16 protein-coding genes and 1 pseudogene are annotated in these 17,812 nt (G+C 66.9%); 7 read left to right on the top strand and 10 right to left on the bottom strand.

Annotated features, from left to right (window positions below; genetic code table 11):
* Positions 1 to 205: 205 nt before the first annotated feature.
* The 8 genes from ACSBOB_RS31015 to ACSBOB_RS30980 are packed head-to-tail and all read right to left on the bottom strand — an operon-like array spanning position 206 to position 7,096.
* Positions 206 to 1,480, bottom strand: a complete 1,275-nt coding sequence (locus ACSBOB_RS31015; protein WP_442579861.1) for an MSMEG_0569 family flavin-dependent oxidoreductase — start codon at positions 1,478 to 1,480, stop codon at positions 206 to 208.
* Positions 1,477 to 1,785 (bottom strand): MSMEG_0570 family nitrogen starvation response protein, encoded by a 309-nt coding sequence (locus ACSBOB_RS31010; RefSeq protein WP_442579860.1) that lies wholly within the window; start codon positions 1,783 to 1,785, stop codon positions 1,477 to 1,479. The genes ACSBOB_RS31015 and ACSBOB_RS31010 overlap by 4 nt, the downstream gene beginning before the upstream one ends.
* Entirely contained in the window at positions 1,778 to 2,938 is a 1,161-nt protein-coding gene (locus ACSBOB_RS31005) for an MSMEG_0565 family glycosyltransferase (RefSeq protein ID WP_442579859.1), read from the bottom strand. The genes ACSBOB_RS31010 and ACSBOB_RS31005 overlap by 8 nt, the downstream gene beginning before the upstream one ends.
* Complete coding sequence (locus ACSBOB_RS31000) at positions 2,935 to 3,939, bottom strand: sll0787 family AIR synthase-like protein (protein ID WP_442583884.1); 1,005 nt, start codon at positions 3,937 to 3,939, stop codon at positions 2,935 to 2,937. Before ACSBOB_RS31000 ends, ACSBOB_RS31005 begins: the two co-directional genes overlap by 4 nt.
* A gap of 1 nt (position 3,940) precedes the next feature.
* Positions 3,941 to 4,483, bottom strand: coding sequence for an MSMEG_0567/Sll0786 family nitrogen starvation N-acetyltransferase (locus tag ACSBOB_RS30995; RefSeq protein WP_442579858.1), 543 nt, complete (start codon positions 4,481 to 4,483; stop codon positions 3,941 to 3,943).
* Entirely contained in the window at positions 4,480 to 5,598 is a 1,119-nt protein-coding gene (locus ACSBOB_RS30990; protein WP_442579857.1) for an MSMEG_0568 family radical SAM protein, read from the bottom strand. The genes ACSBOB_RS30995 and ACSBOB_RS30990 overlap by 4 nt, the downstream gene beginning before the upstream one ends.
* Positions 5,525 to 6,568, bottom strand: a complete 1,044-nt coding sequence (locus tag ACSBOB_RS30985; RefSeq protein ID WP_442579856.1) for a Nit6803 family nitrilase — start codon at positions 6,566 to 6,568, stop codon at positions 5,525 to 5,527. Before ACSBOB_RS30985 ends, ACSBOB_RS30990 begins: the two co-directional genes overlap by 74 nt.
* Before the next feature lie 45 nt (positions 6,569 to 6,613).
* Positions 6,614 to 7,096, bottom strand: a complete 483-nt coding sequence (locus tag ACSBOB_RS30980) for an MSMEG_0572/Sll0783 family nitrogen starvation response protein (protein WP_442579855.1) — start codon at positions 7,094 to 7,096, stop codon at positions 6,614 to 6,616.
* 302 nt (positions 7,097 to 7,398) lie between these two features.
* On the opposite strand from ACSBOB_RS30980, the gene ACSBOB_RS30975 reads away from it, so the two are divergent.
* Positions 7,399 to 8,781 carry an aminotransferase-like domain-containing protein gene (locus ACSBOB_RS30975; RefSeq protein WP_442579854.1) on the top strand — a complete coding sequence of 461 codons (1,383 nt, stop codon included), beginning with the start codon at positions 7,399 to 7,401 and terminating at the stop codon, positions 8,779 to 8,781.
* Positions 8,782 to 8,837: 56 nt separating this feature from the next.
* Here the strand turns inward: ACSBOB_RS30975 and pncA are convergent, their stop codons facing one another.
* A complete protein-coding gene (gene pncA / locus ACSBOB_RS30970; protein ID WP_442579853.1) occupies positions 8,838 to 9,437 on the bottom strand; it encodes a bifunctional nicotinamidase/pyrazinamidase in 600 nt (199 codons plus the stop codon).
* Positions 9,438 to 9,687: 250 nt separating this feature from the next.
* Between pncA and ACSBOB_RS30965 the strand changes: the two genes are divergently transcribed.
* The 6 genes and pseudogenes from ACSBOB_RS30965 (at position 9,688) to ACSBOB_RS30940 (ending at position 17,238) form a co-directional block, all read left to right on the top strand.
* Positions 9,688 to 10,548 (top strand): FAD binding domain-containing protein, encoded by an 861-nt coding sequence (locus ACSBOB_RS30965; RefSeq protein ID WP_442579852.1) that lies wholly within the window; start codon positions 9,688 to 9,690, stop codon positions 10,546 to 10,548.
* The gene (locus ACSBOB_RS30960; protein ID WP_442579851.1) at positions 10,545 to 13,553 is read left to right on the top strand and encodes a molybdopterin-dependent oxidoreductase; all 3,009 of its coding nucleotides are present in this window, start codon (positions 10,545 to 10,547) and stop codon (positions 13,551 to 13,553) included. Before ACSBOB_RS30965 ends, ACSBOB_RS30960 begins: the two co-directional genes overlap by 4 nt.
* Complete coding sequence (locus tag ACSBOB_RS30955) at positions 13,550 to 15,082, top strand: 6-hydroxynicotinate reductase (protein ID WP_442579850.1); 1,533 nt, start codon at positions 13,550 to 13,552, stop codon at positions 15,080 to 15,082. The genes ACSBOB_RS30960 and ACSBOB_RS30955 overlap by 4 nt, the downstream gene beginning before the upstream one ends.
* A pseudogene (locus ACSBOB_RS30950) lies at positions 15,082 to 15,915 on the top strand (UPF0280 family protein); the annotation flags it as partial. The gene ACSBOB_RS30955 and the pseudogene ACSBOB_RS30950, both read left to right, overlap by 1 nt.
* 280 nt (positions 15,916 to 16,195) lie before the next feature.
* A complete protein-coding gene (locus ACSBOB_RS30945) occupies positions 16,196 to 16,780 on the top strand; it encodes an amino acid synthesis family protein (RefSeq protein ID WP_442579849.1) in 585 nt (194 codons plus the stop codon).
* Positions 16,777 to 17,238 carry a MarR family winged helix-turn-helix transcriptional regulator gene (locus ACSBOB_RS30940; protein WP_442579848.1) on the top strand — a complete coding sequence of 154 codons (462 nt, stop codon included), beginning with the start codon at positions 16,777 to 16,779 and terminating at the stop codon, positions 17,236 to 17,238. Before ACSBOB_RS30945 ends, ACSBOB_RS30940 begins: the two co-directional genes overlap by 4 nt.
* Positions 17,239 to 17,286: 48 nt before the next feature.
* On the opposite strand, the gene ACSBOB_RS30935 is transcribed toward ACSBOB_RS30940, so the two are convergent.
* Positions 17,287 to 17,613 carry a hypothetical protein gene (locus ACSBOB_RS30935; protein WP_442579847.1) on the bottom strand — a complete coding sequence of 109 codons (327 nt, stop codon included), beginning with the start codon at positions 17,611 to 17,613 and terminating at the stop codon, positions 17,287 to 17,289.
* Positions 17,614 to 17,812 lie beyond the last annotated feature (199 nt).

The raw sequence follows: 17,812 nt of genomic DNA, 5'->3' as shown, positions 1-17,812 counted from the left end.
CGTCATCCAGCCGATAGCTTCCCGCCAATGGCAGGGCAATCGCCAATGAGGGAACAGGTTCGAATAATCGCCGGTTGCAAACGCTGCGATCGGCGACGGACCGTGTGGCGCACGAGCCGGTATTTGCCGCGGCTGCTTGCGCTGCTGTGCGAATGCAGTTCGGCGATCGTTCGGCTGGCAATTGGCCCGGATCAGCCGCGAGGTGTCATCCGGCCCGCTTCAGCGCCGGCGTGGTTGCCTCGATGCGCGACGCGGCCAGGTGCGACACGACGAACTCGGCGTCGCGCCCGACGCTCAGGAAGCGCCCGGAACCCCACGTCCACAGCCAGGGCAGGCCGAGTACGTAGACGCCCGGGATATCGGTGACGCCGTGGCGGTGGACGGGATAGCCGGTGCCGTCGAAGATCGGCAGGCCGACGAAGGACCAGTCGGCGCTGAAGCCGGTGGCCCAGACGATGGAGCTGACGCCTGCCGCCTCGAGGTCGAGTTCGGCGGGCTCGTTTTCGGGCTCCCAGACGGGGCGATAGGGCTCGCCGGCCGGCGCGTCGATGCCGTTGGCGGCGATGTGCCTGTCGATCAGGGCGTTGATGCCGTTGTAGACCCGGTCGGCATTGTCGAGATTGGCCCGAAGGTTCTGTTCGAACAGCATTTTTCCGCCGGCAACACCGGACAGCCGGCCATAGAGCGCCATGCCTTGCAGGGCGAAGGCGCGCAGGTCGATGTCGCGGCCGCCGTCACGGCCGGTGAGATAGTGGTTGGTGTCGTGGCGCTTCTTGCCCATGCCGTCGTCCGCGACCGTGATCTCGTATTGGCCGACGTCCCACAGCCAGTCGACGACGTCGCGGCCGCGATAGAAGCGGGCACAGCGCGGCGCATTGCCGGTGACCATGTGCACTTTTCGGCCGGCGAGATGCAGGTCCTCGGCGATCTGCGCGCCCGACTGGCCGGAGCCGACCACCACCACCGCGCCGTCGGGCAACTGGCCGGGATTGCGGTATCCGGCGGTGTGGATCTGGACGATGTCTTCCGGCAGGCGGGCGGCGGCAGCGGGAATGAAGGGCGCGCCATAGAGGCTGGTCGCCAGGATGACCGCATCGGCCGTCACCGTCCCGGCGGTGGTGGTCACGCGAAAACCGTCGCCGGCGCGCTCGATCATGATGACCGCGGTGTGCTCCACGACCGGCGCGGCGACCTTGTGTACAAAACCGTCGACATAGGCGATGATCTGGTCCTTGACCATGAAGCCGTGCGGGTCGTTGCCGTCATAGGGATGGCCGGGCAATTGGCATTGCCAGTTCGGCGTCACCAGGCAGAAGGCGTCCCAGCGCTCGTCCTTCCATTTGTGGACGACGGTGTTCTTCTCGAAGACGACATGGTCGATGCCATGGGTGGACAGGTAGTGGCTGGCGGAAAGGCCGGCCTGTCCGCCGCCGACGACGACGGCGCCGTAATGCGGCGCGAGAGATGCTGGCGCTGTCATGATCGTGTTTCCCAATTGTCGAGGAGGAAGGTCTCGCAGGCGACCCTTGCATCCGGATCGCCGCCGAAACGCGCCGCGGTGCTTTCAAGACGCGCCAGCTGGCCGAGCGCCAGCGAGCAGGGCCGGCCATATTTGGCGCGTACCCTTTCGGAGGCAGTGCCGAGCGCGGCGCGGCTGCGCTCCATGAAGTCGCCGAGCGGATAGGTTTCGCCTTCGGAGAAATAGTCCCTGACGACCAGCGAGGGCGAGTAGCAGCTTTCCCTTTGGCCGTCCGGCCAGACGATGACGAAACGCATCTCAGGCATGGGCGGGCTCCGCGAGGCGCGCATAGGCCGGCAGATGCGCCTTTGCGACACGCTCCCAGCCGTGCGCGGCGGCGATCCGGGGGCCACGCTCCGCCAGCCGTCGGCGCAGCGTCTCGTTGAAGGACAGCGCCATGGCATCGGCGACCGAGGCCGGCTTCCACGGGTCGCACCACAGCGCATCGTCGGGCGACAGATATTCGGTGAAGGGCGCGATCGACGAGACGACGACCGGAATGCCGCTGGCCATGGCTTCCAGCACGCACAGCCCGAACCCTTCCTTGACGGAGGCGAAGACCAGCGCGTGCGAAAGGCGGTAGAGCGGCGCCATGTCGGCATCGGCCACCGGCCCGGTGACATGGATGCCGGCGCTGGCGGGACCGGCGGAGGCCAGTATCGTCGCAAATTCCCGCTGATAGGCGCCGTGGTCGAGCAGCGATGCGCCGCCGGCGATCACCAGTTGCGAGTCGGGAAACAAGATGCGCAGTTGCAGGAACGCTTCCAGGATGCGGACGCTGTTCTTGCGGGCCTCGATGCCGCCGACCGACAGGAAAACCGGCCCCGGCCCGAGGCCGAGCCTTTTGCGCAGGGCTTCTTCGGCCCCGGTCCCTCTCGGGCCGAACCGCTCCGTATCGACCCCGTTGCCGGTCAGGTCGGCGGTTATGGTCCAGTCCGCCGCCAGCCGGGTCTGCCAGGTCCGGCTGACAGCGATGCAGCGGTCGGCGGCGTTGATCGAACGGGCTTGCAACTCGGCAAGGCGCGGGTCGGCAAAGTCGTCGACATGATGCACCGTGCGCGCGAAGCCTGGAATGAGGCCGCGCTCCCCCAGCGTGGCGAGCGCATTGCCGGAAATGCCGTCATGCGCGTGGAAGATGTCGAAGCGCCGCGCCGCAGCCGGCTCGAAATGACGGACATAGTCGGCGATGCGCTGCTCGACCATCGCGGTCATGCCGGGAGCCGCCGGCGCGACCGGAAAGGCGGCGGTCCCGCAGCGCACGGCGCGAAAGAAGCCTCCGCCCAAGGCGTCCGGCGCATGCAGCACGACCTCATGGCCAAGATCCTGCAACGCTTCCGAAAGCTGCATCGCATGCACCACGCCGCCCCGCGGATTGGTGGAATGCGCCAGCATGGCGATGCTGAGCGGCCGGCCGGTCATGCCGCCTGCTCGCGATCGGCGAGGGGCGCTTCGGCTGGAGGCGGACCGAGACCCATCAGCACGGAGACGCCATAGTCGCGGATCACCGCCCTGCGGCCTTCGGAGAGGATTGCGACCTCGCTGCCTTCGGTCACCGAGCCCATGGTCGCGGCATTGATGCCGCGCGCGGCGAAGAGTTTGAGTATTTCCGAAGCCTTGTCCGGCTGGACCGACAGCAGGAAACCAAAGCTCGGAAACGTCGCCAGCCAGCGGTCGAGCGCCACGCCGGGCGGCAAGAGCACTGAGTCGAGATCGATGTCGATGCCGACGCCGGAGCATTCCGCCAGCATGATCGCCGTGCCGGGAATGCCGCCCTGGCTGATGTCCTTTGCCGCGCGGCACAAGCCCCGTTCGGTGATCTCCGCCATCAGGTCCAGATCGCCGCGCAGACGCTGCGGCGGGGCATCGAGCGCGGCCTGCCAGTTGTTGAACGGCTCGCGATAGGCGCCGCGATGGTCGATTGCCGCGATCAGCACGTCGCCGGGCCTGGCATCGAAGCTGGTCAGCAAGGTCTTGCCGGCGCGGCCGAGAATGGCGACGGCCAACTGACCCTGCGGGGTGCGGATGTTGGTGTGGCCACCGACGATCGGCACGCCATAGGCGGCGGATGCCGCGCGCATGCCGTCAAGCACCGGTGCGGCCTTGCCGTCGCCGTCGGCCCAGACGGCATCGACCACCGCGATGGCGCGGCCGCCCATCGCGGCGATGTCCGACAGATTGACCATGATGCCGCACCACCCGGCGAACCACGGATCGGCGGCGACGAACTCGTTCATAAAACCTTCGATGGCGAAGAGCAGATGGTCGTCGCCATCGGGGATCGCCGCGCAGTCGTCGCCGACCGCAATCGCCATGCCGTCTAGCCCCAGCCGCGCCGCGACCGGGCCGATGTCGGCCTTGGCAGCGATGCCGCGGCTGGCGCGCAGTGTTTCGGCAAGCGTTTCGAGAGCCACGCCGTCCATCTCAGGCGGCCCGGCGCCGCAGCGCGACAAACCCGTGCTCCGGCGAGAAGCAGGGCGGATAATGTGCAAGGTCTGCCCGCATCTTCAGATGCGGCCGGCCGTGGAAGTCGACGCGGTCGAGGACCTCCCAGTTGAGCCGGCGGAACAGAAGCTCGTTCTGCTCTTGCACATGCGCGAGGAAGATGCGGCAGCCCATGGCGTGGGCGGAACTGACCGCCAGGCGGATCAGCGTCACGCCGAGATCGCCGATGCGGCGGAAGTCGGCGTCGACGGCCAGCCGCGAGCCCCACCACAGGCCCGGCCCCTCTTCATGAATACGCACCGTGCCGACGACGCGGTCCGCCGCGACGCCGAGCATGGAGAGCGCCACGATCGGAATGGCGTAGTCGTCGACCGCATCGCGGTCGTCGCCGTGGAAAATGCCTTGCTCCTCGCAGAACACGGCGCGCCGCAGCACATGTGATTGTTCGCGTTCCCAGCGCGAGGCGGCGAATTTTACCTGGAACTCGCTGGGCATGAAGGAAGGGAAGGGCTCGAACATCATGAGACCAGCGTCCTTTCGTAGGTGGAGAGGGCGGAGCAGGCGCCGCATTTGCCGCAGCCGGCCTTGATGTCGGTGGCTTTCAATCCGCCGGCAACCAGCATTTTCGACAGCGGGCCGAGGATGGAGTGCATGAAAGCGGGCGCCGGCGTCGGATGGCTTTCGAGCGGCGTGCCGGAGATCGGCACGAACGGCACCACGAAGGGGTAGACGCCGATCGAAACCAGCGTCTCGCAGACGCCGAGGATGGCCTCCGGCGTATCGCCAAGGCCGGCAAGGATATAGGTCGAGACCTGGCCCCGCCCGAAGACGGGAACAGCGGCGCGGAAGGCCGACAGGTATTTTTCCACCGGCACCTGCGCCTTGCCCGGCATGATGCGGCGGCGGATTTCCGGCGTGACCACTTCCAGATGCATGCCGAGGGCGTCGACGCCGGCGTCGCGCATGCGGCCATACCAGAAATCCTCCTCCGGCGGCTCGCACTGCGCCTGGATCGGCAGGTCGACCGCGGCCTTGATGGCTGCGGCACTGTCCGCCAAGACCGATGCGCCCCGGTCGCTGCCGCGCGGCGTGCCGGTGGTCATCACCATGTGCCTGACGCCGTCCAGCTCGACGGCGGCCTTCGCCACCTCCGCGAGCTGGGCCGGCGTCTTGTGCGCGATGGTCCGTCCGGCTGCCAGAGACTGGCCGATCGCGCAGAACTGGCAGGTTTTGGCTCGGCTCTGGTAGCGGATGCAGGTCTGCAGCACGGTGGTCGCCAGCACGTCGCGGCCATGCAGCACGGCGATCTGCGAATAGGGGATGCCGTCCTCGGTGCTCAATTCGTAGAAGCGCGGGCGCAGCGGAAAAGATACGTCGCCCACATGCCGGCCCTCGCGGCTGATGCGGCTCCTGCCGAAGGCGTCGGGTTTTTCGACCAGATATGAGCTTTCGAAGGCCGGCGCTGTGTGCACCGGCACCATGACGGTCATGCCGTCGATCGTCATTGCCTTGTGGTCGGACGGTCCGGCGCCGCCGCGCCGGCTGTCGGCGCCGGCCCTGGGATCAACCAGTCGCGCTCCGAACGACTGCAATTCGTTGATCAGCTGCTCGGTCGGCAGCGTCGGCTGGTTCAGCATCCTGGAACCTCCTGAATTCGGGCTGCGCCATGAACGGCGCGGTGAGATGCATGGGAGAAGCGGGGCGGGGATCAAGCGACAGGCTGAGAAGCTCCGGGCGGGCGTAGTGGCCGACCGAATCCATCATGCGCTTGCGCTTGACGATCAGGCTCATGTCGAGGTCGGCGACGAGAATGCCTTCCCCGGAGGTGATAGGTGGCACGATGTGCTTGCCTTCGGGCGAGATGATCGCCGTCATGCAGCCGCCGGTGAGCGCCTTCTGCAGGCCCGGATCCGGGGTGATCGAGGCGATCTGCTCGTCCGAGAGCCAGCCTGTGGAATTGACCACGAAGCAGCCGCTTTCCAGCGCGTGGTGGCGAATGGTCACCTCGATCTGGTCGGCGAAGATCGGGCCGACCAGCGAGCCGGGAAACTGCGCGATGTGGATTTCCTCGTGCTGCGCCATCAGCGCGTAGCGGGCGAGGGGATTGTAATGCTCCCAGCAGGCGAGCGCGCCGACCCGGCCGACCGCCGTGTCGACGACCGCAAGTCCCGCGCCGTCGCCCTGGCCCCAGATCATGCGTTCGTGGAAGGTCGGCGTGATTTTTCGCCGCTTCAAGAGGGTCGAGCCGTCGGCGTCGAAGACAAGCTGGGTGTTGTAGAGCGAGCCGTGGTCGCGCTCGTTGATGCCGAGCACGATCACGACCCCGTGCTTTCGCGCCGCGGAGGACACCGCGTCCGTTTCCGGGCCGGGAACGGAGACGGCGTTTTCGTAAAGCCGCACATGCTCCTTGCCGGACAGCGCCGGCGGCAGCACGAAGGAGAAATACGGATACCAGGGCACGAACGTCTCGGGGAAGACCGCGAGCTTTGCGCCCTTGTCCGCCGCCTCCCCGATCGCCGCCAGCACCTTTGCCATGGTGCCGGCGCGCGCGGTGAGGTCCGGGGCGATCTGCACGGCGGCGACCCGGATGGTCGGACTGGTCGGCATCGTTTCTCCTTTCCGGCTGGCGGCGGGCGGACCCGCCGCGCTCCGTCACAGCGTCCAGGTGTCGAGGATGAAGGCGTTGGCCTTGCGGTGCAGCAGCACGAGGTCGAGCACATCAAGCGGGTTGATCGGCACAATGCCTTCGATCAGCGACGGCTCGCCGTGGCCGTAGAGCGCCTGCAAGGCGAACCGGCAGGCATAGACCTTCCCGCCGTCCTTGATGATCTTTTCCAGCCGGTTGTTGAAGTTGAGATGGCCGGGGAAGGCCTCGTCGCCGAGCTTGGGGAAGCCGCGTTGGATGCCGAGCGTGACGCCCGGCCCGTAGAGCAGCACGGACGTCTCGAACCCCTTCTGGATCAGGCGCGATGCCTGCAGCAGGTTGACCAGCCCGATCGAGCCTTCGAAGGCGACGGTGTGGAAAGTGACGAGCGCCTTTTCGCCGGGATCGGCCTTCACGTCCTCGAACAGCTTCTGTTCGTAGTCGACGAAGAAATCGCCCTTCTTGTGCGGCGGGTGGGTGACGGCTGGCATTGCGGGAACTCCTTTTCGCGTGAGGCTGCCGTGTCGAGGCACGCGAATGGTGTTGCAATCATTGTGCCAAATGGATTGCAGTCAATTTTCTGAATGATTGACGTCGATACAGCCTAAATCTCCAGTCAATCCTGCGCATAAAGCCGTCAATCGCCGACACGCGGCGCTGCAATTATGCTCAAAACCATGCAAAAATGGACGACAACGGTTCTCGCAACAATCTGGGGTCAATCTGCGAAGAAAATGCGTGACAGACCGTTTCTGCAACAATATACAGTCATTCAGCGGAATTGAGGGATGCCATGAAGGACTGGACGCTGGCGATCGATGCGAGCGAGGGGCCTCGCTATCTGGCCATAGCAGAGGCCATCGCCCGCGACGTCGCCGAAGGCAGGCTGGCGCCGGGCGACCGGCTGCCGCCGCAGCGGCAATTGGCCGACCGCCTCGGCATCGATTTCACCACGGTGGCGCGGGGCTATGTCGAGGCGAGCAAGCGCGGCCTGGTCGAATCGACCATCGGCCGGGGGACGTTCGTGAAGCGAGGCGCGGCGCCGCGCGATACGGCCGATCCGCGCCGCCAGCAGGCCGTCGATTTCTCCATGAACATGCCGCCGGAGCCGGACGACCCCGTGCTGCTGGAGCGCATGCGTGAGGGCTACGTCAGCGTGGCGCGCGACCTGCTGCCGCTGCTGCGCTACCAGGGATTTGGCGGCTCGCCGCTCGACAAGGACGCGGCGTCCGCCTGGCTGGGGCGGCGGGCGCTGGTGCCGGCGCAGGAACGCATCTTCATCACGCCGGGCGCGCATCCGGCATTGGTCGGCATCTTCAGCCTGCTGGCGAAGTCCGGCGACACGGTGCTGTCCGAGGCGATCACCTATCCGGGCGTGCGCTCGATCACCGCGCAGCTCGGCCTCAATCTGGTCGGCGTCGAGATGGACCGCGACGGCGTGATTCCCGAAGCCCTCGAGGAGGCGATCCGGCGCCACGCCCCCAAGGCGATCTATTTGAACCCGACGCTGCAGAACCCGATGACCATCACCATTCCGGAGCGGCGGCGGGGCGAGATCTGCGCCATCGCCCGGCGGCTGAAGGTGCCGATCGTCGAGGATGACGCCTATGGTTTCATCCCCCAGCATGGGCCGGCGCCGCTGGCGGCGATCGCGCCCGACATATGCTGGCACATCGCCGGTCTCGCCAAATGCATCGGCGCGGGGCTGAGGCTCGCCTATGTCGTGGCGCCGGACGCCCGCGCCGCCTGGTCCTTCGGCAGCGCCATGCGGGCGATCGCCGTCATGACCTCGCCGCTGACGGCGGCGGTGGCGACGCGCTGGATCGAGGACGGCACGGCAGATACGATCCTGCGTTTCATCCGAGCGGAGACCGCGGCGCGCGAACGCATCGCCATGCGTTTCTTCGAACCCGGTACCTATCTCTCGGATTCGCTCTCGTTCAACATCTGGCTGCCGCTGGGCAATGGCTGGACCCGCTCTGCATTCGCCAGCCATGCGCGGGGCACCGGCATAGGCATCGTCGTCAGCGACGTTTTCACCGTATCCGGGCCTCCGCCGGAGGCAGTGCGGGTTGGGCTGGGCGGCCCGGTCAGCCGTACACAGCTCGAACGCGGGCTGGAATTCATGGCGCACGCGCTCGAAGGGCCGCCGGAAATGGCGGCCGGGCTTTTCTAGCCGCTTCGGCGGATATGGGACGGCGCGGGTTCTCCGACCCTGCGCGGCCGCAGACGTCAGGCCAGTGCCACCCCGGCCTCGCGCATGCGCTCCATCATCGCTTCCAGCGAGCCGTCGAGGTCGATCGCCCGACAGGCTTCCAGCCGCACCGTGACATCGAAGCCGAGGCGAACGGCATCGAGCGCCGAATAGGCGACACAGAAATCGGTCGCCAGTCCGGCCAGCGTCAGCGTGCCGATGCCGCGCTCGCGCAGATAGCCGGCGAGGCCGGTCGGCGTCGCGCGGTCGTTCTCGAAAAAGGCTGAATAGCTGTCGATGTCGCGGCGGAATCCCTTTCGCACCACAAGTTCGGCCTTTGTCCAGCGCAGTGCCGGGTGGAAGGCGGCGCCGCCCGAGCCCTGTATACAATGGTCCGGCCACAGCGTCTGCTCGCCATAGGACATCTGGACGGTCTGGAACGGTTCGCGCCCCGTGTGGACGGAAGCGAAGCTGGAATGCTGGTCCGGGTGCCAGTCCTGCGTCAGCACGACATGGTCAAAGGTCGAGATCAGTTCGTTGATGACAGGCAAAATCTTGTCGCCATCCACCACGGCCAGCGCGCCGCCCGGACAGAAGTCGTTTTGCACATCGATGACGACCAGTGCTTCCTGGCTCATTTCCCCTCCGATAAGCAGCAGGCAACTCGAAGCGACCCGTACCGCAAGTCACGACAAGCTATGGCGAAAGTCGGCGGAAACGGGGGCCGGCGTCAACCCTGCGCGCGAGGATTTGGCCCCGGCCTTCTGACGTTCCCGTGAATTGTCAGGAAGTGGCCTCACGCCATCGTCGCCTTTGACAATCGCGCGCGTCCTGATATCGTTTGCATACGAATGAATTTCGCCGGTCCTTCCGCCGGAAAGGCATTGCGTGAGCCGCTACGCGAAACCCAAAACGGTAGGGGAAGCCCTTGGCCTCCTGAAGGAGGAGCGATGGCGGATGCTGGCTGGTGGCACGGATTTTTACCCCGCACAGGGTGCCCGGCCGGTGCGCGACAATGTGCTCGACATCAACGCTTTGGCTGAACTGCGCGGCATCGCCGAAACGGCGGAGCATTGGGTTCTTGGCGCGCGCACCACCTGGACCGATGTCGTCCGTGCAAAACTCCCGCCGGCCTTCGACGCGCTTCGGCAGGCGGCGCGCGAGGTCGGATCTGTGCAGATCCAGAATGTCGGCACGGTCGCCGGCAATCTCTGCAACGCCTCGCCGGCGGCCGACGGGATGCCCCCGCTGCTGATGCTCGACGCCGAGGTGGAACTGATGTCGCTGGACGGCGCGCGGCATCTGCCGTTGGCGGCGTTCGTGCTCGGCAATCGCAAGACGGCGCGGCGCGACGACGAGCTATTGACCGCGATCCGCGTGCCGAAACGCTCCGTTGCCGGCAGGTCGGCCTTCGTCAAGCTTGGCGCCAGGCGCTATCTGGTGATCTCCATCGCCATGGCGGCGGCGCGCCTCGAACTCGGCGCCGACGGAACCGTGGCGCGTGCGGCGATTGCGGTCGGGTCGTGTTCGGCGGTGGCGCGGCGGCTGGCCGGGTTGGAAGCCGCGCTGGCGGGACTTCGGCCGGGCGCGGAATTCTTGGAGGCGGTTCGCGCCGCGCCGCTCCCTGAACTCGCGCCAATCGATGACGTACGCGGCACGGCGGAGTATCGCATCGAGGCGGCGCGCGAGATCGTTCTGCGGGCGCTGGCGGCGGCCGGACCGGGGCATTCCGGGGCACTGGCGGCATGAGCGTCGAGCGCCAAAACATCGCTTTCGAGGTCAATGGCCGGCCGGTTGCCGTGTCGGTGCCGCCGCTGCGGCGGCTGTCGGCGGTGCTGCGCGACGATTTGCGGCTGACCGGAACGAAAGTCGGCTGCGATGCAGGCGACTGCGGCGCTTGCACTGTGTTGCTTGACGGCGAGCCGGTCTGCGCCTGCCTTGTGCCGGCGGCTGGTGCGGCCGGCGCAGCGGTGCGCACGGTCGAGGGGCTGGCCAACGGAAAGCTGTCGGCGCTGCAGGCCTCGTTCCTAGAACACGGCGCGGCGCAATGCGGCATCTGCACACCGGCCCTGCTGGTCGCCGCCACCGCGCTGCTGGAGCGCAATCCCTCGCCAGGCGAGGACGAGGTTCGCGACGCGCTGGGCGGGATTCTCTGCCGCTGCACCGGGTATCGAAAGATCGTCGCGGCGGTGATGGCGGTGGGACGGACGGGCTCGGTACCTCCATTGATATTATGTGAAAGTCGGCGCGAGGCACCCCCCTCTGTCCTGCCGGACATCTCCCCCTCAAGGGGGGAGATTGGCAGCTTCGGCGATGCAACCTCTCCTGCAGGGTTGGCGGTTGGCGAAAGCCAAGCGGCCGGCTCAATCTCCCCCCTTGAGGGGGAGATGTCCGGCAGGACAGAGGGGGGTGCCTCGCGCCCACCGCCAAGCCCGACCCGGAACCATGGTCGCTCGAATGGTGGCATCGGCACTTCCACCAAAACCATCGCTACCGGCCATGCCGTCGGTTCCTCGCCGATCCGCCTCGACGGTATTCCCAAAGTGACCGGCGCCGAGGCCTATGGTGCGGACGGCTTCCCGGCGGATGCGCTGTGGGTCGCGGTTGTCCGCTCGCCGCATTATCACGCGCGGTTTACGCTGGGCGATATCGACGGTTTCGTCAAAGCCCGTCCCGGCATCGCCTGCGTGTTCACCGCGCGCGACATACCGGGCGAGAACCGGTTCGGCACCATCCCCGCCTTCGCCGACCAGCCGGCGCTGGCGGACGGCCTCGTGCGGTTTCGTGGCGAGGCGGTGGCGGTGATCGCCGGCGAGCGCGAGGCGATATTGGATCTCGATCCTTCGGAGTTCCCGGTCTCCTGGGAGCCGCTTTCGCATATGCTCGAACCCTGCGCGGCAAAGACCGGCGCGCCGATCCATGAAAGCCGTGCCGGCAACGTCTTGACCACCGGCCTGGTCGAGCGCGGCGATCCCGGCGCGGCGCTGGCGCGTTCTGCCGTGACCGTGACGCGGCGTATCGAGACGTCCTATGTCGAGCACGCCTATATCGAGCCGGAGGCCGGTTCTGCGGTGATGGACGGCGATACGCTGGTGGTGACTGCCTGCACGCAGGCGCCCTATCTCGACCGCGACGATACGGCCAGGGTGCTGGGGCTGGCACCGGGAAAAGTGCGGATCGTGCCGGCGGCGACCGGCGGCGGTTTCGGTTCGAAACTCGACATGTCGGTACAGCCGCTGATCGGGCTGGTGGCGTTGAAGACAGGCCGGCCGGCGGCGCTCGCCTACACGCGCACCGAATCGATGATCTCGACGACGAAACGCCATCCGGCGGTCATGGAGGCTACGATCGGCACGGATGCCGGGGGACTGATCACCGGCATGGTGTTTTCCGGCGAGTTCAACACCGGCGCCTATGCGAGCTGGGGGCCGACGGTAGCCAACCGCGTGCCGGTGCATGCATCCGGCCCTTATCTGACCCCGAACTATCGCGCCACGGGCGCCGCCGTCCACACGCATGGGCCCATCTCCGGCGCATTCCGCGGCTTCGGTGTGCCGCAATCGACGATACTGCAGGAAGCGCTCTACGACGATCTGGCGGAAAAGCTCGGCCAGGACCGGCTGGCCTTCCGGCTGAAAAACGCGTTGCGCGACGGTTCTGCCACCGTGACAGGGCAGGTGCTGGATAGTGGCGTCGGCATCGTCGTCTGTCTGGAAGCACTTCAGCCGCATTGGGAGCGCGCTCTGGCCGATGCGAAGACCTTCAACGGATCGGGTGACGGCGTGCGGCGCGGCGTCGGCGTGGCTTCGTGCTGGTACGGCTGCGGCAACACCTCGCTGCCCAATCCATCGACCATCCGCATCGGCATTTCGCAGGACGGCGCGGTGGTGCTGCATCAGGGCGCAGTGGATATCGGCCAGGGCTCGAACACGGTGATCGCGCAGATCGCCGCCGACGCACTCGGCCTGCCGCTGGAAAAAATCCGGCTGCGCAGCGCTGACACGGGCATCACGCCGGATGCGGGAAAAACCTCGGCCTCGCGGCAGACTTTCGTCACCGGCAAGGCGGCGGAGAAATCGGCGCGGGCGTTGCGCGAAAAGATCCTGCGCTTCGCCAATGTGTCGGCGTCGGCGCGGTTTGTGCTCGACGGGCCGTGCCTGCTGATCCATGAGGGCGAGGCATCGCGGCGCATCGACCTGGCCGGTCTCGCGGCGGACCAAGGCGGCCTGGTCTTCGCGGCGGAGGAAACCTACGACCCGCCGACGCTGCCGCTGGACGAGAAGGGGCAAGGCACGCCCTACGCCGTCTATGGCTGGGGCGCGCAGATCGCCGAACTCGAGGTCGATATGCGGCTGGGCACGGTGCGGCTGATAAAGATCACCGCGGCGCACGATGTCGGCAAGGCGATCAACCCGCTGCTGGTCGAAGGCCAGATCGAGGGCGGCATCGCGCAAGGCATCGGCATGGCGCTGATGGAGGAATACATCCCCGGCCGCACCGAAAACCTGCACGACTATCTGATCCCAACCTTCGGCGACGTGCCGCCGATCGAAAGCATTCTGGTCGAGGTGCCCGATCCGGAAGGGCCGTTCGGCGCCAAGGGCCTGGGCGAGCACGTGCTTATCCCGACCGCGCCGGCGATCCTCAACGCCATCCGCCACGCTACGGGCGTGATGGTCGACAAGGTGCCTGCAACGCCGAGCCGGCTGCGGGCGGCGATACGGGCGAGGGAGGGGCGGGAGTTGGGGCCATGAGCGAACTCGCCGAACGCTTCGACACCCACGATCCCGGCGCAAAACAGGTGGCGGAGAAGATCCGCTGCGACGCCTGTCCGGTCATGTGCTACATCGCCGAGGGCCGCACCGGCGCCTGCGACCGCTACGGCAATTTCGGCGGAAAAATCGTGCGCTGCGACCCGCTGACCGTTCTGGCGCATGTGGCGGAGAGCGGCGGCGCGGTGGTGCCGTTCGGGGCGGAGCGCGAGGCGTGGAACGGCGAACTTGTCAATACCGAGCGCCGCTTCGTCACCGCGATCGGTGCCGGCACCACCTATCCCGACTACAAGCCGGCCCCCTTCATCGTCAGCCAGGAGGTCGAGGGCGTCGATCTGGTGACGGTCGTCACCGAGGGCATTTTTTCCTACTGCGGCGTGAAGATAAAAATCGATACGGATCGCCATATCGGCCCGGAGACCGCGACGGTGCGCAGCCAGGGCGAGGCGGTCGGCCATGTCACAACAGGCGAATACGGCTCGCAGATGCTGTCGCTGGGCGGCGTCCATCATCTGACGGGCGGCTCAAAACAGGAGGGCCGCGCCACCTGCGACGCCATGCTCAATCTGTGCAACCGCAAGCCGGTGGAACTTTCGATAGACGGCGGCGCAACGGTGGTGGTCGAGGCCGGCAAGGCGCCGCTGATCGATGGAAAGGTCGAGAACCGTATGCGCGTCGGCTGCGGCTCGGCCACCATCGGCATGTTCGCCACGCAATGGCGCGGGCTGGTCGACGAGGTGGTGGTGGTCGACGACCACATCACCGGCGTCGTCTCCGAACACCAGGCCGGAAAGGTGCTGGGCTGGGAGGATACCGGCATAAAAATCCTTGGCCGGCGCTCGACGCCAGGCCGCTACTTCAAGGTGTCGGAGCCGGGCCTTGGCTGGGGCGGCACGACGATCTCCGACCCGCTGTCGATCCTCGGCGACTGGAACGCCAAAAAGGGCGCGCGACCGGGTCTGTCGCTGCTGATGGTGTCGACCACCGGCGAGCAGTTCGCCTATTTCGAGCTCGACGAGGCGCTGAAGCCGGTGGAGAAGCCTTTTCCGGAACGGCTGCGCAAGTCGGTCCGGCTGATCGAGGACAATTGCGAACCGGCGCTGTGCACGGTGCTGTTTGTGGGCGGGGCCGGCGGCTCATTGCGGGCTGGCGTGACGGAAAATCCGGTCAACCTGACCCGCTCGGTGCAGGGGCTGAAAACCTATGTGACGGTGGGCGGGGCGCCGGTCTATGTCTGGCCGGGCGGCGGTATCACGCTGATGGTCGACGTCATGCGCGTGCCGGAGGGCGCGTTCGGCTACGTGCCGACGCCGGCGCTGGTGGCGCCGATCGAGTTCACGCTGCGGCGCGACGACTATGTGCGGCTGAGCGGCTACGAGGCGGAAATCCGCAGCGTCGAGGACGTGCTGGCGAAGGGCGGCGAGTATTTCAACGAGCGACGCACCGCGCTTGCGGTGCGCGCGAATCCGTGGCCGCCGCTGGCGCAGTTGCATCGCGCGGGCTCGGCGTGATGCAGGCGGCGCAGGCACATTGGTTGCCGGATGGAAAGCGGCTGCATCTCAACCATGGGCCGATCGACCTGATCCTCGAGGCGTTCGGTGCGCCGGACGAGGTGCGGGCGGCCTATGAGCAGGCGGTGGCGCGCTTTGAGACGGTTTTGGGCGAACTGGTCGAGGAACTGGCGGCGCTTCGTCAGCCGGCGACGCTCGGCCGCCCACGCGCTTTCGGTGGGAGCACGGCGCGCCGCATGGAGGCAGCCGTGGCGCCGCTGGCTGAAAAATTCCTGACACCGATGGCAGCGGTGGCGGGTTCAGTAGCCGATGAAATACTGGCCGCGCTGGTTTCCGGGCGCACGCTTGAGCGCGCCTATGTCAACAATGGCGGCGACATCGCTCTGCACATCGCGGCGGGTCACGATATTGCGGTGGCGGTAGCCGGCACAGGCCATGGGCTTCGCGATCGCATCGTCGTGCGATCGGAAGATCCGGCGCGCGGCATCGCCACGTCAGGCTGGCGGGGGCGCAGTTTTTCGCTGGGCATCGCCGACGCGGTGACCGTGCTGGCGCGGACGGGCGCACAGGCCGACGCGGCGGCGACGGTGATCGCCAATGCCGTCGATTTGCCAGGACATCAGGCCATCGAACGCCGGCCGGCGCAGGAATTGGCGCCGGACAGCGATCTTGGCGAGCGGCGGGTGACAGTAGGGGTGGGCGCGCTGACGGCGAGTGAGATAGACACGGCACTCGACGCAGGGCTCGCGGTTGCCGAGGGTTTGCAGCGGCGCGGCTTGATCGAGGCGGCGGCGCTGTTCCTCGCGGGAGAAGCAAGAGTATGCGGTAATATTCAGCCGGGTTTCTCTTGTGGTGAAAGCTCGCGCTCTACGTTGCCCCCCTCTGTCCTGCCGGACATCTCCCCCGCTTGGGGGGAGATTACGCCGGCCGCTTTGGTTTCGCCAATCACCAACGTTGCAGGTAAAGCGGACAGCGCGAAACTGCCAATCTCCCCCCAAGCGGGGGAGATGTCCGGCAGGACAGAGGGGGGCAACGTAGAGCGCACACCTGCGCCGGTGCCGCCCGGCGCGTTCGCGCATGGCCAAGCAATCAGATCGCCAAAGGACTTCCCGCATGCCTGACTTCCCCATCCGCAAGATCGCGGTGATCGCCGAAGAAATCGTCCACGACGGCGGGCCTGCGGCGCAAAAGCCGAGGCTGCGCGCGGCAGCACTTGCCGTAGCGAAAAACCCCTTCGCCGGGCGCTATGCTGAAGAGCTGCAGCCGGCGATGGAGGATCTGAAACCGCTCGGTCTTTTGCTCACCGACCGGCTGATCGCGTCGCTGGGCGGTGATGTGAAGGCGATCGACTCCTACGGCAAGGGTGCGATCGTCGGCACGGAGGGCGAGATCGAGCATGGGGCGCTGTGGCATGTGCCGGGCGGCTATGCGATGCGCGAGCGGCTGGGCGGCGCCAAGGCGATCGTGCCGTCGGCGATGAAGGTCGGCGGCTTCGGCGCCTCGCTCGACGTGCCTCTCGGTCACACCAACGCCGCCTATGTGCGCAGCCATTTCGACGCGATCACGGTTTGCGCGGTCGACGGGCCGCGCCCGGACGAGATCGTCTTCGTGCTGGCCATGGCGGTCGGCGGGCGCATCCATGACCGCATGGGCGGGCTGGCGGCGGCCGACATAAAGCTCTGGGACGGCCAGCGGTGAGCGGCGACGAAAACGTGCTGAAGCTGGTGGCGGCGGACGAGCCGGCGCCCGAAGGCTACCGCTTGCAGGAACAGGTCGGCTTCATCCTTCGGCGGGCGCACCAGCGCCATGTCTCGATTTTCTCGGCGCGCATCGCCGACCTGACGCCGCCGCAATTTGCAGCACTCGCACGGCTTCGCGACATCGGCGAGACCTCGCAGAACCAGCTGGGCGCGCTGATCGCCATGGATGCGGCCACGGTGAAGGGCGTCATCGACCGGCTGAACGCGCGCGGGCTGGTGGAACTCGGCAAGCATGATGCCGACAAGCGGCGGCTGATGGTGCGGCTGACCGAGGAGGGCCGGCGCGCGGTCGAGGAACTGATCCCGCAGGCGGAGCAGATCACCGCCGAGACGCTGGCGCCGCTCTCGGCCAAGGAAGCGGCCACATTGGTGAGGCTGCTCGCCAGGATTGCCTGACCGCGGGATCGCCGGGACTTCGTGGATATTTTGCCGGCGTCGCCGGACTCACGCACGGTCGCGGCCAGCGGCTTTCAAATTGCTGAATTCGTTGCGGATGTGGCCGCCCAGGCCGTGGCCGGGGCGTAGCTCGACAGTGCGGTCGCTGGTATTTTCCGATATACGCGGGGCATGTGACCGAGCGTGTCGTGCCCCGTCACTCGCGGTGCCGGATCGTGCCTGCACGCAATTGCGCTCACGCACGGAGTGAGCGTCAAGTTCACTGCGGTAGATGGTATTGAGTATCTTGCAGGCGGAGCGGGCGCGCATTTCCTCGCGTCCGCGCAGCGGTCCGCCACCCAGCGTGGCCGGGATGTTCTGGATGGAATCCCACACGGCCCATTTGCCGCAAGGCTCGCGCTTGCAAAAGAATCTCGGTTGGTCCTTGCCCACGTCGCCACACTCCACTCGGGCATCGGCGTCGTGGCGGGAACCGCCGTCCCCGAAAGGCGCAGGGCCACACGTCGAATGTCAGGCAGCTGGAGATTTCCAGCCGCACCATATCTATGGCGTCCGGGTTGTTTCGATTCGATTT

Source organism: Mesorhizobium sp. KACC 23794, assembly GCF_052180275.1.
Classification (GTDB): Bacteria; Pseudomonadota; Alphaproteobacteria; order Rhizobiales; family Rhizobiaceae; genus Kumtagia.
Note: the sequence above shows the minus strand (reverse complement) of the source record. Positions and strands in the feature narration are given on the sequence as shown.

Excerpts from the sequence above, each read along its gene's own strand:
- ACSBOB_RS30995 (WP_442579858.1), bottom strand. The coding sequence starts at position 4,483 with ATGATGTTCGAGCCCTTCCCTTCCTTCATGCCCAGCGAGTTCCAGGTA.
- ACSBOB_RS31000 (WP_442583884.1), bottom strand. The coding sequence starts at position 3,939 with ATGGACGGCGTGGCTCTCGAAACGCTTGCCGAAACACTGCGCGCCAGC.
- ACSBOB_RS31010 (WP_442579860.1), bottom strand. The coding sequence starts at position 1,785 with ATGCCTGAGATGCGTTTCGTCATCGTCTGGCCGGACGGCCAAAGGGAA.
- ACSBOB_RS30945 (WP_442579849.1), top strand. The coding sequence starts at position 16,196 with ATGCCTGACTTCCCCATCCGCAAGATCGCGGTGATCGCCGAAGAAATC.
- ACSBOB_RS30960 (WP_442579851.1), top strand. The coding sequence starts at position 10,545 with ATGAGCGTCGAGCGCCAAAACATCGCTTTCGAGGTCAATGGCCGGCCG.
- pncA (WP_442579853.1), bottom strand. The coding sequence starts at position 9,437 with ATGAGCCAGGAAGCACTGGTCGTCATCGATGTGCAAAACGACTTCTGT.
- ACSBOB_RS30975 (WP_442579854.1), top strand. The coding sequence starts at position 7,399 with ATGAAGGACTGGACGCTGGCGATCGATGCGAGCGAGGGGCCTCGCTAT.
- ACSBOB_RS30990 (WP_442579857.1), bottom strand. The coding sequence starts at position 5,598 with ATGCTGAACCAGCCGACGCTGCCGACCGAGCAGCTGATCAACGAATTG.
- ACSBOB_RS30980 (WP_442579855.1), bottom strand. The coding sequence starts at position 7,096 with ATGCCAGCCGTCACCCACCCGCCGCACAAGAAGGGCGATTTCTTCGTC.
- ACSBOB_RS30955 (WP_442579850.1), top strand. The coding sequence starts at position 13,550 with ATGAGCGAACTCGCCGAACGCTTCGACACCCACGATCCCGGCGCAAAA.
- ACSBOB_RS30985 (WP_442579856.1), bottom strand. The coding sequence starts at position 6,568 with ATGCCGACCAGTCCGACCATCCGGGTCGCCGCCGTGCAGATCGCCCCG.
- ACSBOB_RS31015 (WP_442579861.1), bottom strand. The coding sequence starts at position 1,480 with ATGACAGCGCCAGCATCTCTCGCGCCGCATTACGGCGCCGTCGTCGTC.
- ACSBOB_RS31005 (WP_442579859.1), bottom strand. The coding sequence starts at position 2,938 with ATGACCGGCCGGCCGCTCAGCATCGCCATGCTGGCGCATTCCACCAAT.